This is a genomic window from Sphingobacterium sp. UGAL515B_05, from assembly GCF_033097525.1.
Classification (GTDB): domain Bacteria; phylum Bacteroidota; class Bacteroidia; order Sphingobacteriales; family Sphingobacteriaceae; genus Sphingobacterium.
On record NZ_CP109907.1, the window covers coordinates 3,837,589 to 3,854,966 of the forward strand.

At 40.5% G+C, this 17,378-nt stretch carries 9 protein-coding genes; 6 read left to right on the plus strand and 3 right to left on the minus strand.

Going from position 1 to position 17,378, the window contains the following annotated elements; all coding sequences use genetic code 11:
• Positions 1-424: 424 nt before the first annotated feature.
• On the plus strand, positions 425-1,111 hold the full coding sequence (locus OK025_RS15605; RefSeq protein ID WP_286848030.1) for a class I SAM-dependent methyltransferase: 687 nt from the start codon (positions 425-427) through the stop codon (positions 1,109-1,111).
• Here the strand turns inward: OK025_RS15605 and OK025_RS15610 are convergent.
• Complete coding sequence (locus tag OK025_RS15610; protein ID WP_317665110.1) at positions 1,095-2,072, minus strand: hypothetical protein; 978 nt, start codon at positions 2,070-2,072, stop codon at positions 1,095-1,097. The two genes, OK025_RS15605 and OK025_RS15610, sit on opposite strands and share 17 nt — an antisense overlap.
• Positions 2,073-2,305: 233 nt before the next feature.
• On the opposite strand from OK025_RS15610, the gene OK025_RS15615 reads away from it, so the two are divergent.
• Together OK025_RS15615 and OK025_RS15620 are read left to right on the plus strand one after the other, a co-directional pair.
• The gene (locus OK025_RS15615; protein ID WP_070568077.1) at positions 2,306-3,367 is read left to right on the plus strand and encodes a sensor histidine kinase; all 1,062 of its coding nucleotides are present in this window, start codon (positions 2,306-2,308) and stop codon (positions 3,365-3,367) included.
• Positions 3,364-4,077, plus strand: coding sequence for a LytTR family DNA-binding domain-containing protein (locus OK025_RS15620; RefSeq protein ID WP_317665113.1), 714 nt, complete (start codon positions 3,364-3,366; stop codon positions 4,075-4,077). Before OK025_RS15615 ends, OK025_RS15620 begins: the two co-directional genes overlap by 4 nt.
• A 13-nt stretch (positions 4,078-4,090) precedes the next feature.
• On the opposite strand, the gene OK025_RS15625 is transcribed toward OK025_RS15620, so the two are convergent.
• The gene (locus tag OK025_RS15625) at positions 4,091-4,330 is read right to left on the minus strand and encodes a hypothetical protein (protein ID WP_317665115.1); all 240 of its coding nucleotides are present in this window, start codon (positions 4,328-4,330) and stop codon (positions 4,091-4,093) included.
• A 539-nt stretch (positions 4,331-4,869) separates the two neighbouring features.
• Here OK025_RS15625 and OK025_RS15630 point away from each other — a divergent pair.
• Positions 4,870-7,314 carry a PIG-L family deacetylase gene (locus OK025_RS15630; protein WP_317665116.1) on the plus strand — a complete coding sequence of 815 codons (2,445 nt, stop codon included), beginning with the start codon at positions 4,870-4,872 and terminating at the stop codon, positions 7,312-7,314.
• A gap of 85 nt (positions 7,315-7,399) precedes the next feature.
• Here OK025_RS15630 and OK025_RS15635 read toward each other — a convergent pair whose 3' ends face one another.
• Positions 7,400-9,691 (minus strand): family 20 glycosylhydrolase, encoded by a 2,292-nt coding sequence (locus OK025_RS15635; protein ID WP_317665117.1) that lies wholly within the window; start codon positions 9,689-9,691, stop codon positions 7,400-7,402.
• Between the two features lie 334 nt (positions 9,692-10,025).
• Between OK025_RS15635 and OK025_RS15640 the strand changes: the two genes are divergently transcribed.
• Both OK025_RS15640 and OK025_RS15645 read left to right on the plus strand, forming a co-directional pair.
• Complete coding sequence (locus OK025_RS15640) at positions 10,026-14,042, plus strand: two-component regulator propeller domain-containing protein (protein WP_317665118.1); 4,017 nt, start codon at positions 10,026-10,028, stop codon at positions 14,040-14,042.
• 252 nt (positions 14,043-14,294) lie between these two features.
• Positions 14,295-17,378 carry a TonB-dependent receptor gene (locus OK025_RS15645; RefSeq protein WP_317665119.1) on the plus strand — a complete coding sequence of 1,028 codons (3,084 nt, stop codon included), beginning with the start codon at positions 14,295-14,297 and terminating at the stop codon, positions 17,376-17,378.

Consider the following 17,378-nt stretch of genomic DNA (forward strand, 5'->3'; position numbering starts at 1 on the left):
ATCGTCACCATGCATGATAAAATTAACTATGAGCAGAATGTAATGTCTAAAATAATACCTTTAAGGTTTTAATTTGTATTAATGTCTATACTAAAAAAGTATTATAAGAAAGTGGAGGCTTATTTTAATGCTATTGAATACATGTACACGCTGGGTAATATCTTTAGGCCTTGATTGGCGAAAGGAATCGATCTGAAAAATGTAATTAACACGCGCTCAAAAAAAAATAGTATTGATATAACCTGAATATAGAAACTCTTTGACCGATCTATTCGGTGAAATATAAGTAACGAGATTGTCAGAATAATCATTAGTTATTTAGAATAGTTTTAAATAGATGACTTTGGATGTATATTTGGAATGCAGAAAAGGTATACCTTTTAACTGCATACTGATTTTATATTGAACGATTATTGTTAGCTAAATGAATAAAGTAGAACTGTTTGAAAATGAACGCGCAAGTGGCTATGACCAATTTGTTGAGACCTGGATTCCCAATTACCATTATTTTTTAGATCAGCTGCCTAAGCTCCTCCGAGAAACCGAAAATAAGGATTTATTGGTGGTCGGATGTGGCACAGGAAATGAAATAGAACGTTTTGTTGACACAGCAGAATCTTGGACTATAACGGGGGTAGATCCGTCGCCTGAGATGATTAGTCAGGCCCTGGAAAAATTTGAAGCGGACGAAAATGTTCATCTTGTCGAAGGTGTGGTAAGTGATTTGGACGAAGAGAAGCAATATGGTGCTGCGACACTTTTACTTGTATTACACTTTTTAGAAGACAATGGCCAAAAATTGGCTATGCTCCAAGATATTTCCAAGAGAATGATGTCGCAAGCACCCTTGTTATTATTAGATATTACGGGCAATAAGGAGCAGATTCAACAAAACTTGCAGTTGTTGAGACTTCTTCTGCCCGATGGGATAGATGAAACACAGGTCGCTCAAAGATTGCGAAGAATCGAGCATGAATTGTTGCATGTCTCGGAAGAACGGTTAGCCGAGCTCTGTGAAGAAGCCGGATTTGAACCTCCTGTTCGATTCTTTCAATCATCGATTTATATGGGGTGGATAACCCGAAAAAAAGATATTATTTCCTTTTCTTAGCAAAGGGATTGAAGGAAAGCCCCGCATTAATATAAAACGAAGGATCGGGGCTTGCTTCCCATACATAATCGCGTTGGGTTTTGTTTTTTTCAAATACGCGTGCGCGAGGTATGGTTTTTAGTCCTGATTTAAGGGTAGCAATAAAAGATCGGCCCAGGTTATGTTCATAAGTCAGACCCGAATTGATTTCCATCTGACTGAAGGTATATACTTTTTCAGCGCCCTGAAAGTTATAGAGGTAAAAGATCGTACTATTTAAATCGGAACCTATTGAAACGCGGCCATTCCGCAAGACCTCTTTTCGAAGATAGGCTCCTTTAGGTAAGATGACATCAAGTATCATCCCATTGGCAAATTGCTGCTTGTAGGCAAAGGTTGGGAAAACCGGAACAATGGCTGCCGGATCTATAAAGCCGATGAGGCCTACCGCCATTTGAATCTCCCGCGTAGCTTTTAGTACCACAGTAGCAGATAATACCCCATTAATGCGTTCTATTGCTTTTTCACTCCCATTGGCAGCAACCGTTGCGGTATAAAATGCTACTTTGCCCCATAAACGTGAATAACGGGTAAGATTAAGTGATTCGTAATGATAATGATATTGATGGGTTGACTGTATGGTGGATTGTGCGATGGGGTCTAGGCGATTGGAGTTGACAGAAGTGAACTGATAGCCAATGTTGGTACCCAAGTTCCAGGTTCTGCTCTTTAAAAAATTAATGTTGATACTACCTCCGGCTTGGTACATCGATTCTACTTTTGATTTAGGTAAATCCTGACCTTGGAGTTTTGATGAATAACGGTATCCTGTATTGGATTCATAGGTCAAATTGAGTACCCGTGTTATGGGAAATTTGTCGGTAACAACAGCCCTCACTTTTTGCTGTACGCTATCTTTAGTCTGTGCGATTGAAGTGGATATACGAAACAATAGTACAAACACTAAAAGTATTTTTTGCATAAATGTATGATTAAAATCATGGTAAGGATAGCCGAAAATTGTAGGTGGGATTTTTTTTTTAGACCAACAGGTCTTGTTTTTATACAAAAGTCCAATTTAGGGGAACAGTGAAAAGGAACGTTAAAAATCATCTCCCAGTTTTGGTATAAAAAAAACAGGTCTTCGTATAAGAGATCGGATTCTTGCCAAGAAAAGCTTTATTTTTGTTATTTAGGTTAAAATCATTCTAATGCATGCAAGACTTCAATAATAGCATTGTTTTAAGGTATTTTACAGAAAATAAATTCAGGCCACTGCGACATGTGTTTTTTCTGATCGGTTTACTGTTGCTCTTTGCAAATGCAAATTCGAGTTCTCATTTTCAAGGGAGTTATCGGTTTTATTTTTCTATTATCCTATGGTTTGTATTCGTCTGCATGTTTTACGCCAATATGTATGTACTGATCCCAAAGTTTTTCTTTAAGGCCAAATATGAGTTATATGTCTTAGCATTGATACTGCTGGTAACGGCCAGTTTACTGGTAGTCATGTACATTGCAAATTACATCTATTCCATTCATATTCCCGCTATAAAAAAACCGGAGTCGGACTCTATGGGGCTAATCGCCGCATTATTTATCTGTATTCCGATTATTCTAACCACCACGACATTTAAGCTTTTTAAACGTTGGTTGGAAGACAATAAGCGTATTTCTGAACTGAAAAACCTGGCTTTGACCACAGAGCTTGTTTCCTTAAAAAATCAGATTCAGCCACATTTTTTATTCAACATGCTGAACAACGTTAAAGCTTTAATTCGAAAAGATCCGAATATGGCTACCGAGGTCATCATGAAGTTATCAGATTTTCTAAGATATCAGCTGTATGAAAATAACGATGATAAGACACTTCTCAAGTCCGAAATCAATTTTATAAGCAATTTCCTGAAATTGGAGGAAATACGCCGCGATAACTTAAAAACGCGTATATCTTGCCCAATAGAATTGGAAAAAAAAGGCGTATTTCTGCCGCCGCATCTATTTACGGCCTTTGTTGAAAACGCGATTAAACATAGTCTCAGCGCCGGTGATGCTGATACTTTCATCACAATCCATTTTTCTGAGACGGATCAGCAGCTTTGTTTTGAATGTGAAAATTCGAAAGATCCCGACAACTCATTTGTCCGAAGCAAATATAGCGGACTGGGGTTGGCTAATGCTAAAAGACGACTGGATCTGCTGTATAGAAATGATTATGAACTGTCGGTGTCAACAACTGAGACATTATATAGCGTTAAACTTACTATTCCCTTATGAATTGCATTATTGTAGACGATGAGCCCCTGGCTAGGGAGGAAATGAAAAATTTAATCGAAGAAATTTCGTCTATTCAGATAGTCGGTACATTTTCCAATGCGATATCGGCATTGGAATGTATTAAGACAAACCCGGTGGACTTACTTTTTTTGGATATCGAGATGCCGACGGTCAATGGACTCGATTTTGCACAGTCTCTTCCCAACGACAAGCTGGTGATCCTGACCACAGCCTATGCGCAATATGCACTGAAAAGTTACGAATTGGATGCAATAGATTATCTGTTGAAGCCGATCAATAAAGACCGCTTAGCTAAAGCGATCGATAAAGCAATGGCCTATAAAAATTTACTGGCGTTAAAAGAAAACCAAAGTACGGTTGAGAAGGCCAGTGAGGATGCACTTTTTATTAAATCGGATAGGAAATACTATAAAATTGCATTTACTGATATTCGCTTTATAGAAGCACTCAAAGATTATGTGGTTATCTATACCCGGAACAATAAACTGATTACTGCAATGAATTTGAAGACAATTCACCAGAAACTTCCGGTGAGCCTGTTTGCGCGTACCAGCAAATCCTATCTGATTAATTTATCGTTTATTGATTCTTTTGATAACCATACTATTTACATCGATAAGTTTGAAATCCCTATTGGTGAGATCTATCGAGAATCTTTCTTTAAACAATATACAGGAGGACTCCTCTGATCTGATGGCTAATTTAGGCCATCACAAAGCGTTCCAGGAAATCGACTTGGATACCATAACTACGTAGGAAATTTGTCAGATGGTCGACACAACACTCTTCTGTTTCGAACCGGAAAATAGCATCCTCATCATCAAGATCAACCGTGGCATCCTGTACTTGTGGAAGATGGGTCTTGACCAATTGCATTAAAAAATTTTTCTTGTCTTTGGTCTTTACAGAACTTTTAAAAATCATCACTTGCCTAACTTTCATCGCTACTAATTTATTTGCGTTCAAAATCATTTGATTCCCCGATTACCTGAGGTATCCTTACAAATCTATGTTCCTGGTGACACCGGGAAATCGATATTATACGAAAGCATTTAATTTTTATACAAAACAAGATTGAGCAGGCAGTGTACGCATGATGTAGATCAAAAATAAATACCAGCGGCTTTCAATTCTAAATTTCTACAGAAAGGGGAGGCATCTTTGTGAGGTGTTACAGTTAAGTAGCTTTTAGTTTTCAGCTCCGGCAAAAATACTTTACCCTCAGCAAAAACCATAGTAGTATCCATATCGAAAAGGTTATGCAGTTTAGAAAAGGAGCCAACGATGAATTTGACACCCATAAAGAGCGTGTATTGATACGATTGGATTAGTGTTTTTTACAAGCAACATGTTTGTTTTTAACGCTAATCCATCATTATAATTAATACTAATTCTTGATTAAAATATATAATCTACCTATTTAGTAGTTTATTGAAAAATATTCCTATATTTGAGCCGTAGAAATATTTAGTAGGAAGGATATGGCATTGGAATATTTAGCACAACAGGCACACGAACAACATTTAGATCAGGTTTTTTCGCGTAAAGAACAAATGATGGTGCGTGCGTTATGTAGGCTTAAAATGTCCGATCGTGTTTTATATATCGGTGCTCATCCGGACGACGAGAACAATAAATTGTTGACCTTTTTGGCTCAGCATCAGTTGGTCGATACGGCCTATCTTTCCGTGACGCGTGGTGAGGGGGGACAGAATTTTATAGGCACAGAAAAGGGACTGGATCTGGGTGTACTTCGGGTGCAGGAATCACTTGCAGCCCGTGCAATTGAGGGAACAAAACAGTTTTTTACACGTGCTAAGGATTTTGGATTTGCTAAATCTGTCGATGAAACGCTGGCACGATGGGATGAAAACGGTGTTCTTGCCGATATGGTCTGGACCATCCGTTATTTTCGCCCTACTGTAATTGTAACACGTTTTTCACCGGATGTCCCAGACGCACATGGGCATCATCAGGCCTCAGCAATTCTGGCGGCAAAGGCTTTTGATCTGGCCGCTGATCCATCAGCTTATATAGAACAGCTATCCGAATTGGGCCCTTGGCAGGCTCGGCAGCTGTTGTGGAATGTGTATCAGGACAGTGGTGTGAAGGATATCGGTGGAGAAGTAAGGCCTTTGCCAGCGTATTTTTCGCTGGATATTCCAGTGAGACACGGCTATTTGGATTTTCATTATGGTGAGATTGCTGCGGAAAGCCGTAATAGACATCGTTCTCAGGCTATGGGAAGTCTGGTTCGGCATCAGCCTAGTACCGAATATTTTGAATTATTAAAAGGTACACCGATCAGTTCGGAGAAACAGCACGCTATTTTTAAACAATATACTGCTCAAGATTCTTATTCACTCGTATTTAATCGCTTGGTGGACGACCTCATTGCAAAATGTGAGTCAGATACAGCAGAACTTGTCTTGGAGCTTGGAACGATTTTATTTTGGATGAGGATTGTTCCCGATGGCCATGTTATCCATGAAAAACGAGCTGAGGTAGAGCGTCTTCTGCTCGACTTTGCTGGTGTATCTTTGGAAGTACAGGCAAGCGAGGCACTGTGGGTGCCGGGGAACGAGGTGAATATGGTTTTGCATGTGCACATTCCAACAGAATCCAATCTACAGCTGACTGCGGTGAAAGTTCCATTTATCCGTAACGGAGAGCAAATAGAATCTACTTTGCCACCTTCGAAGACGATCCATTTAAATGGTCAGCTTCTGGATACGATTTTACCTTCTTTTCCAACTTGGCTTAGTGCTGAGGGCGATGCACATAACTATGCGCCGGCGTCGCCTGCTGATGTTGTATTGACACAATTTGGAACTGAATTGTCTGTTGATTTGGAACTGCAGTTTGCCGGCTTGCCGATCGCGGTTAAGTTGCCTGTGAAATATGCTGGTAGTCCTGTTACAGTGGCCCCTCCGGTGACAGCAACTTTTGATTCGGATATCGTGGTGCTCTCCAATGCGACCAGACGTTTAATTGCTTTAGAGCTACAATCTAATGTCTCCGAATCCTTATCTATAAAGGTTAAGCTTACGCTACCGGATGGGCTCGATGTATTTCCGAAAGAAATTGAGCTCAATATCGCGGGGAATGCAACCGAGAAGCTTAGCTTTGAGTTGAGTTCGCCTGCGCAGCAAGAATATATTCAGGAGATCGGCTTTGAGATTGAGACGGCTACAGGGCGGTATCCGTTCACATCCAGAAGTATTGTTTATCCACATGTTAATCAAGTAACTTACTTTCCCAAAGGCATATTGCGGGTGCTAAATTTACCCGTGAATATTACGGCCCAGAAGGTTGCTTATATTTCGGGGATGAACGATGAACTAGCAGGTAGCTTACGCCAGCTTGTTGGTCATTTGGAGATTATTCCATTTGAGTCAATTGGGGGAATTGATCTCTCAGGCTTTGATGCAGTGGTTTTGGGAATACGAATATACAATAGCCATCCCCTAATTGCGGGATTTCATCAGCTTTTTCGTGACTATGTTGAGCAGGGCGGTGTATTGATAGGGCAGTATAATACTCCGTATGATTTGCATTTGACGGAGGTTGGAGCTTATCCTTTAGCAGTTTCCCCGGAAAGAATTACAGATACGGAAAGTCAGATATCATTTTTGAACCCTTCCCATCGCATATTGAACTACCCTAATGTAATCGGACAGCATGATTTTCAAAATTGGGTGCAGGACCGGGCACTTTTTTTACCTCAAAAATGGGCTTCGGATTTTGAACCGATACTGCGTGGGCAAAATGGAGATAATCGTACGGAAGATGGGTTATTGCTACTGCACAAAAAAGGAAAAGGTTATTATATCTATAACAGCCTGTCGCTGTTTAGACAACTGCCAGCAGGAGTAGCAGGGGCGTATCGTCTTTTTGCGAATATGTTATCCTTAGCTTCGCGTTAGACCAGAATCTTGTGGGGTAAAAAAATCCCCAGTGAGCATTGACTGCACTGGGGAGGGTATCACTGCTATTTTATGTCGATTTTTTTTAATCCTTTTTATGGAAAAAAGACGCTTTGGGAATATCGATCACTTTTGAATCATTGACATTGTATTGAAGTTTTAAGGTGAAACCTCCGCCAGCTTCAAGGAAATCTACAGCAATTGGGTGGTAGCCTGCTTCTAACGCAATCTGTCCACTTTTCATAATTGGTGCATGCTGTCCATCATTATCAACGACAAGCTGATCATGGATCCGCAGAACACCACCATCATCACAAGTAAAATAGAAATTATAGATTCCTTTTTCTTTGACGTAGAGGTATCCTCTTATTTTTGCACCAAAAGAAGGTATTTTGATGGTATCGCTTAGCGCTACATTGCTTATCACTTCCTGACGCACTTCGGGACCCGAAATGGCAGAAGTATTGGTAAAAGTTCCATTGAAAAATGTCGCTCTAAGGCCCGGAGCGACGGTACTTTCATCAACTTTTATACCCTTTTTCCACGTATCATTTTTAAAATCAACCTGATAGAGCTCACTTTTTGCACCCGAAGGTGAGATTGTCGCAAAACGAATAGGACCTTCTTTTTTAACGACAAGAGAGCCGTTCAGCACTGGGCTTTGCTTTGTTGGAAGACTACCATCGGTGGTATAATGTATTGGATTTTGGGGAAGTTCATTCGAGACTTTTAGTGTAGATTGTCCGTCGACAATTACCTGTGTTTCGGCGAAACCGTTGAGGTCTGGCATACGATACCGTAAACCCATTTTGTTCCAGAGTCCAAAGTGTGCAATTACTCGATTTCTATAGCTATCATACAGGGATTTGTCGGTCCATACGCGTTCCGATAAAGCACTTAAACGTGGGAGGATCATAAACTCTAACCGCGCAGTGGAGGGGATCATTTCTGTCCAGATATTGGCTTGTGCACCTTGGATCAAATGTGCTTTTTGGCTGGATATATCCGAAGGGACCACACTCATATTATACACGGCATCTAGGCTGCTGCTATTGGGGAGGTAATCAAAATAAAGCGGATTTGTAGGTGTCATCACGACGCGGTGACCACGGTTAACGGCTTCCATAGGTGCATTTTTTACCCAACCACGCCAGTACATGACCATCATGCTGGTATCGGAACTGCCGTCCAATATTTCATCCCAGCCGATACTCTGTTTATTTTTTGAACGGATAAAATTGTTCACTCTTTTGACGAAGTAACTTTGCAGATCATGTAAGTTAAGTATTTGCTTTTCTTTCATAAAAGCTTGGGCCGCTGCTGATTTTGACCAGGAATCTTTTTCTACCTCGTCGGCACCAATATGAATATAGTGTGATGGGAATAGCTCAATGATTTCGCTTAGTACATTCTCAACAAAAGTATAACTGCTTTCTTTCCAGGGGCTGATCGGTACAGAAAATTGTTTTCCCCAGCCCGCGGACTGACTGTCCAATAGGAGTTCGGGATAGGCCTTTGTAGCCACCATCATATGCCCTGGCATATCTATTTCCGGAATGATTTCTATTTGTCGGCTACTCGCATAGGCAACAATGTCCCTGATATCCTGTTGTGTATAAAAACCGCCATATTCTTCCTTTCCGTTTGTTGTGCGGATCAGTTCCTTGGGCAGATTAAAGTCGGGATTTTCCTTGGCTTTCACAAAGCAGGCTGAATCTTGATTGTTATACGTCCGCCAAGCACCCTGTTCGGTTAGTTTGGGGTATTTTTTGATTTCTATGCGCCAACCTTGATCGTCTGTCAGGTGCATGTGAAATTTGTTGAACTTGTATGTTGCAAGTAGATCGATAAATTTATAAATATAATCTTTTGGAAAAAAATGACGGGCTACATCGAGTTCGACACCTCGCCATTGGAAAGCAGGCTCGTCTTTGACCGTTACATAGGGTAGAGCAAGCTTAGCTGTTGTTCCTGAGAGTAAATATAATTGCTGGATTGTCTGTAATCCATAAAATGCACCCTTTTCAGATGCGGCGATGATCTGGATACCTTTTTGATCTATTATCAATTCGTAGCCCTCATTTGAGAGCCCTTGATTTTTAATTAATCGCAACGTGGCGCTGGCTTGCTTCACGTTTTTTTTGTTTAGTTTCCCGAATAGGGAATGGTCGATCCATCCCGATAATGATTTAGAAGATAGGGTTGGATCAATATAGTAACCCAATTCTTGACCCTTTAGCTGAAAAAGGCCTGGCTTAGCCTCCAACTGCTGCGGAAATGGAATGAGTTGAGGAAGTACATTTTTTTGTTGCGCAAAATTTAGTGTCGGCAGGTACAGGGCACAGGATAGGAGTAAGGTTGAGAAGATTTTATTCATGAACGTGTTTTTTGTGATTTACAAGTGTTATTAGATTTTGTTGCAATATACCAATATTTCAGGTATTGGATTTAAATACTACGCACATGTCTGTTTTAGGTGGTGCAGATGTTGATCATAAATGTTTAGTTGACGTTTATGAATAATGTAGTATATTTAGCCCTGAAATAACCTGTGAAGGAGGAAATATTGTATTTTAATACCTGTTTTTAACGTCTTGGACCAGTCGTTATAGGTAACTTGTTATTTAACAGGTTTTCGTGCGAAACCTCCAGCCGACCTTAAAATGTATTTAAATAGAAGGTAAAGATTCTTTGTTGTCGTTTTTGTATCTATGAAACATTTGCTAGTTGTCATTATTTTTCTGTGGCAGTTGGGCCAAACTTTTGCGCAGCCTACTCGTGCCCATTTTTTTTCGCTTCAAGATGGCTTGACCAACCAGCAGGTTTTGCATATGGTTCATGATGATGAAGGATTTATGTGGATAGCGACCGAACTCGGTCTTAATCGATTCGCCGGTAAGACCTTTAAGACCTATTACGCTTCAGAACAACAGGATGGTCTTTCTGTCAATAGCAATGAAATCAATACACTTCTTTACGATGATAAGAAGATCTATATCGGTACGCGTGCAGATGGCTTGAATGTACTTGATCTGAGGACCAATACATTTAACTATTATACACACGATCCAGGTAATCCCAAATCTATTGCTACAAATGATATTACCGATATGATCAAAGGCGCTGATGGGAATTTATGGTTGGCGACATATCATCAGGGGATACAATATTTTGATATTGCGAGGAAAGAATTTCGTTGTTTTAATAAAAAGAATATTCCTGATCTTCCCGAAAACAGTATTTGGACCTTGGTCGAAGATAAAAGGAGGATGTTATATATTGGTCACGTCAATGAGGGCCTAACGATACTTGATCCAATAAAACGTTCGGTTCGACGATTAACGTATAAAAGTACGCTTGGACAGTTACCGGATAACGAAGTTAAAATTTTGTTACGCGATCGTTTCGACAATATTTGGATTGGTACTCGAAGAGGATTGGCTGTATATCATCCCTTAAGTGGTCAAATCAGATTTATTTCATTAGCACAAATATCAAAGAACCGGAATGAGCCTTTTATCTTTTCCATCCGCGAGATTGGCGATGACATTTGGATCGGAGACGAATCTTCCCAACTTTTTGTTCTGAAGGCCAATTATGGATTTGATAAAAGGGTTGATGCTGTTAAGCATATTCAGGTAATTGACCTTGGAAAAGGCAACAATGTCCGTGTACAGCATATTACCCCCGATAGATTCGGCAATATCTGGTTGGCGCTCTATGGAAGCGGTTTGGGGGTCATAAGTCATATGAAGCCTTTTTTTAATGTTTTCCCTACGGAGAATATGCTTCCGGATCGTTTAGCAACAGTGAGCAATGTTATTTTTCAGAATAATCAGGCTGTATGGTTGACGACAGAAGGTTCCGGAATCATTGCTATGGATAAAGAAGGTCATTTGCTTAAGCAGATGAAGCGGAATAACGGGAGCCCCGATGATTTTATACTCACTGCTTTTAAGGATCATAATCAACATACTTGGTTGGGATTACGAAAAGGGGGAATTGCTGTTATGTACGCCGGATCAACCAACTGGAGAGAAATTGATCTCGGTGAAAAGGTGACAGATGTCAGGGCCATCTACGAAGATCATGCTGGTTTTATTTGGATTGCAGCCTATCAGGGGCTTTTTATTTACGATACCGTAAACCATCATGTTCAGAAACTTGTTATGAACAATCCAATGCTGGGAGACTACGCCCCTAGGGCGCTGATAGAGGATGGCCAGCATAATATGTGGGTCGGAACATATGGACAGGGGCTTTATATCTATGATTCCCAGCGTAAGCTCATCCGAAAAATGGACAGTGGAAACGGATTACGCAACAATACGATCAATCATTTGATGCGGGATAGGAACAATAATATCTGGATTGCCACGAATCAGGGCATAGCAATTCAGGAGGCAAGCAGGCCGGTTGGAAACTTAAACATTTTAATGCCAACCGATCATGGTGCCTGGCTATTTGTTAATGGGTTAGCAGAAGCACAAAACGGGCATATCTGGTGTTCAACCAAATCCGGGATGCTCCGCTATTTGCCAGCAGAAAAACGTTTTCTACAATATGATCAGTCATTTGGATTACCGCTGGGTGGTTTTATTAATGGCAGTGTAGGGAAAGATTGGACAAATAGGCTATTTTTTGGAATGCAAGACGGGATCTGCTATTTTGAGCCAAATGACATACCGACAAATATGCCGACATCTCCTGTCCAGATAAGTCGATTTATAGTCTTTCGATCGGGTGAATCGAATGCGCAGCAGGACAAATATCCTTCACCAAATAACGAAATTAAGCTTGATTACAAGGAGAATAGTTTTCGGGTTGAACTTGCCGTGATGGATTTTGCATTGGATGGATTGGTCGAATTTGGGTATCAATTGCAAGGCTTGAACAATGATTGGATTTTTCTAGGGAACGAGACCAATTTGGACTTCCGAAATATTCCCTATGGAGACCATCAATTGTTGATTCGGACGCGCATGAAAAATGGAGAATGGTCTCAGTCATATCAACGACTGATTATTAAAATATCTCCACCCTTTTATTTGAGTATAGCTGCAAAAATAAGCTATCTGATACTCCTATTGCTCATCCTTTATACGCTTATTTACTTTTATTTCAAGAGGATGAAAGCTGAGGCCGAATTGAAGTTCAAAGAAAGACAGCTCCATCAGGATGAGCAGCTGCATTCAGAACGGATGAATTTTTATACACACATCACGCATGAACTCCGTACACCATTGACGCTGATTCTAGGACCGCTTGATGATTTATCTCAAGATGAATTGCTACCAGCAAAACATAAGAGCTTGGTACAGACTGTTCAGAAAAGTGCGAATAGGCTTTTTGCGTTGGTCAACCAACTTTTGGAATTTCGTAAGGTCGAGTCCCAATTCAAACCTTTGGTGCTTGAAACTGGATCTTTGAACGATATGCTTATCGATATCATTCAAAAATATAAGGCCCTAAATAATAAACCCGAACTCCAAATATTATCCGATTTACCTAAAGTTGAAATACGTACCTTGTTTGATGCCGAAATTGTACAATTAATTGTAGATAATCTTTTATCAAATGCCTATAAATATACGGATTGTGGATATATCAAGTTGAGTTTAACATTCGAGGAGTCTAATCTTGCTAATTGGGCTATATTAACGGTGGAAGATACGGGCTGCGGTATTCCAGCAAAGGACATCGATCGAATTTTTGAGAAATTCTATCAGATTCCCAAAGTAGGCGTTCAGGGGACGGGAATAGGGTTGGCGTTGGTCAAGGAGTTAACGGCAATTCATCAGGGAAAAATAAGTATAGCGAGTACCGAAGGGGTGGGAACCAAAGTTTCGGTTCGGTTTTTATCAAATCGAAGTACATCTGAAAAATCTGTATCCCTAGCTTTTAATGCGGAAGTGGAATCTGTTACGGTTGATCATGGCCGGCCTCTTTTGCTCTTAATTGAAGATGACGGAGATTTGCGTGACTATTTAGTTGGCATATTAAGTGTGACTTATGATGTTTCGGCGGTGGATAATGGAGTCTCAGGCGTTGAACTTGCGCAGTCCAGTGTACCCGATCTCATTATAAGTGATGTGATGATGCCTGATATGGACGGTTTTGTTTTGACAGAGAAGTTGAAAACAGAACGTGCAACGAGTCATATTCCAATCATTTTATTGACAGCGAAAGATACGGACATGGACAGACAACGAGGGTATGAGCTTGGCGTTGATTCCTATTTGACAAAACCGATTGGGAGCACGCTGCTACTAAAACGCATTGACAACCTTTTGCGAAAACAAAAAGCCATGAATACCACTGTGTTGCAAAAGATTAACCCCGAAACACGCGTTGATTCCACAGAAGCCGCCATCGAACAGGACAATTTATGGCGTGAAAATGCATTTGTGCAGGATTTTGTGACCATTGTCGAAGAGCATATGCAAGACGAGGTATTAGATGCATCTACACTGGCAGAACGCATGAATATGAGTCAGTCAACCCTATACCGAAAACTCAAAGGTATCACAGGGAAAAATATAAACCAGTTGGTACGTAAGATCCGTATACACAAAGCTGCCGAACTGTTACGGTCAGGAGACTATAATGTGACCGAAGTTTCATTCTTAGTCGGTATTAATAGTGCAATTTATTTTCGTCAATGTTTTAAAGAGGAATTTGGGAAACTTCCATCAGAATACCAAAAGTCTGATGGAAAGGGGAAATAAGAATAAAAGTTCAAAAACGTGTTCTTCGTAGTCTAATCCATTGTTTTGACCGAAAATTGTATGTTTTTTGACGGATTTGTATATGTTTTGGTCAGCTAAAACTCCCTAAGTTTGGCTTATTAATTCAATTATAAATCTAGGGAGGGACGGCAGCGATGCAGCTGATATAACCACTATAAACCATGGTTCGCCATCTTTTTGCCTATTCTGACCAGATTGTATTATTTACTGTTTAATTAGCATAAATATTTTATGAACAACCTAAAGATTGTTTCGCTGTATACCATGTTGAGCATGGCGCCGACCCTGGTATACGCACAACAAGGCAAAATTATGGGGCAGGTTTTGAACAAAGCAAATGAACCGATTCTTGGCGCGAGTGTTATCGTCGAAGGTTCGGGAAAAGGTACGAAAACTGACAATGCGGGAAAGTTTGAACTCGATGCCAATAAAGGTGTCCTTGTGATCTCCTTTATCGGTTACAAAACCTTAAAAGTTCCATTGGATGGAAAATCAAATTTAACCATTCAGCTTGAAAACGATGAGCATGTATTGGAAGATGTGGTGGTCGTTGGTTACGGTACCCAAAAGAAAGCTACCTTAACAGGATCTATTTCCGAAGTTAAAGGAAAAGATCTGGTGAAAAGTCCGCAGCCCAATCTGTCAAACTCATTGGCTGGAAGATTTTCAGGAGTTGTGATCAACAATCGGAGTGGAGAACCCGGATATGACGGTTCGTCAATAACCGTTCGCGGCCAGGCAACTACCGGAAGCAATGATGTGTTGGTGGTTGTGGATGGTGTACCCGGACAAATAGGCGGTTTGGAGCGTTTGGATCCGAATGATATTGAAAGTATTTCAGTTTTAAAAGATGCTTCGGCAGCTATCTACGGTAATAGAGCCGCGAATGGGGTTATTTTGGTGACAACCAAACGCGGGAAAAGCGGTAAACCATCGATCACGTATAGCGGAAACCTTGGATTTAGTTCGCCAACTCGATTGCCGAAAATGGCGGATGCGGCAACGTATGCGCTATTGCGGAACGAAATTGCCTATGGCAACAGCTCTTCAGGAGGAATTAACCAGATCTACTCCGACGAGCAGATCCAAAAGTTTAGGGATGGATCTGATCCATTATTGTATCCCAATACAAATTGGGCCGATGTCGCCTTAAAAAATACCGCCTTACAAAGTCAACAAAATTTATCGGTTGCCGGCGGTACGGAAGACATTCGTTACTTTATGTCATTGGGGTCGGTTTATCAAGATGGGATCTACAAAAAAGGTGTCACGAAATATAAGCAATATAATTTTAGAACAAATCTGGAGGCTAACATAACCGATCGATTTAAGGTCGGACTGTCGCTTTCGGGCAGACAAGAGGACCGCAAATTCCCGATAGCGTCGGCCGGAGATATTTTCCGTTCGATCTACCGTGCTTACCCGACAGTGGGTGCATACTATCCGAATGGATTGCCTACACGGGGAATAGAAGGTTCTAATCCAGCTTTAATGGTGACAGATATCGGGGGCACGGTGGTGAATCCAAAGCAGGTATTTAACGGTATACTCAAAGCGAGTTATCAACTTCCTTGGGTAGAGGGATTATCTGTAGATGGCTTTCTTTCTGTCGATAAATCGACTAATTTCAGTAAAAATTTTAGCGTTCCCTATGTTTTAAATACTTACAATCAAGAAAAGAATACCTATGAAGAGTCAATTGTCGGTGGAAACAATAATAAGGCTACGCTGACTGAATCGCATACCAATGAGTCATTGATTACAAGTAATATCAAATTGAATTTTGAACGAAAATTTGGTGAACACGCCATCAATGCCTTTGTTGGATATGAACAAAGTAAGCGACATCTGGAGTATTTCGATGCGCAGCGTTTCAACTATCTTTCTAACCAGCTGCCAGAGCTGTCGCAGGGAGGATCTGCCTCGACAGATTATCTTAACTCGGGGTATAGTTCAAATTATACAAGACAAAGTGTTATTAGCCGAATTGCTTACAATTATAGCGAGAAATATCTTTTTGAAGGACAGCTTAGGGCAGACGGCTCATCCATTTTTCCTGATGGAAAGCGATGGGGATATTTCCCTTCTGTATCTGCTGGATGGCGAATTAGCAAAGAAGATTGGTTTGCTGAAAAGGTCGGTTTTTTTGACGATTTAAAGATTCGGGCCTCCTATGGAACGTTGGGAAATGACAACGTAAATGGATTCCAGTATTATGACAATTATACCTTGGTCGGTAACGGACTGGTCGCACTTCTAAATGATAAGAGTCAGATAGAACCGAATGTGAAGTTGGCGAAATTGGCAAACCCCGATATTACCTGGGAAGTTTCGCGAAAATTGGATGTGGGATTAAGTGCCCAGTTTTTGAAAAACTTCTCCATGGAAGCAATCTATTTTCAGCAAAAAAGATCGGACATTCTAACAACACGTAATGCTTCAATCCCAGCTATTTCGGGTATTGTGAATCCTTATGGGGCAGATCCATTGGTTCCATCGGAGAATATAGGTAAAGTAAATAGTGAAGGATTTGAAGGCACATTGTCGTACCAAAAACCGGGCGATTTTAGCTGGGGTGCATCGGGTAATTTTACGTTCGCTAAAAGTAAGATTATCTTTATTGATGAGGCTAGCGGAACGTTAGATTATCAGCGTCAAACAGGATTACCTCTGGGAACCTATTTATTATATAATTCCATCGGTTTAAATAAAACTGAAGCCGACCTGAAAAGCTCTCCTCAAGCTCCCGGTGCGCAAGTAGGAGATTTAATTTACCAAGATTATAACCAGGATGGTCATATAACAGCAGACGATATGGTACGGACAAAATATGGCAACATTCCACAGATTACCTATGGTTTTAGCTTGAATGCGGCTTACAAAAATTTCGATGTTGCTGTTTTGTTTGCCGGGCAGGCGAAGGTAAGTCAATATGTGCTTCCAGAGTCAGGAACCGTAGGGAATTTTTATAGCAGTTGGGCGGACAATCGATTTAATGAAATCAATAACCCGAATGGTACCTATCCGAAGGTTTCTGAAAGGGCATCCTCAGCTGTTAGCGGCGGGCTGTACAACAATACATTTTGGTTGAATAATGCGTCTTTCCTGCGTTTAAAAAATGTGGAAATAGGGTATACCTTACCAAGTGAGGTTCTTTCCCGATTAAAACTTGGTGGACTACGCTTCTATGTGAATGGATTTAATCTGCTGACTTTGACTAAAGTGAAGGATTACGATCCCGAGGGAAGTAATGGTAGTGGTCAATTCTATCCACAGCAACGAATTATTAATGTAGGTTTAAATTTAAAATTCTAA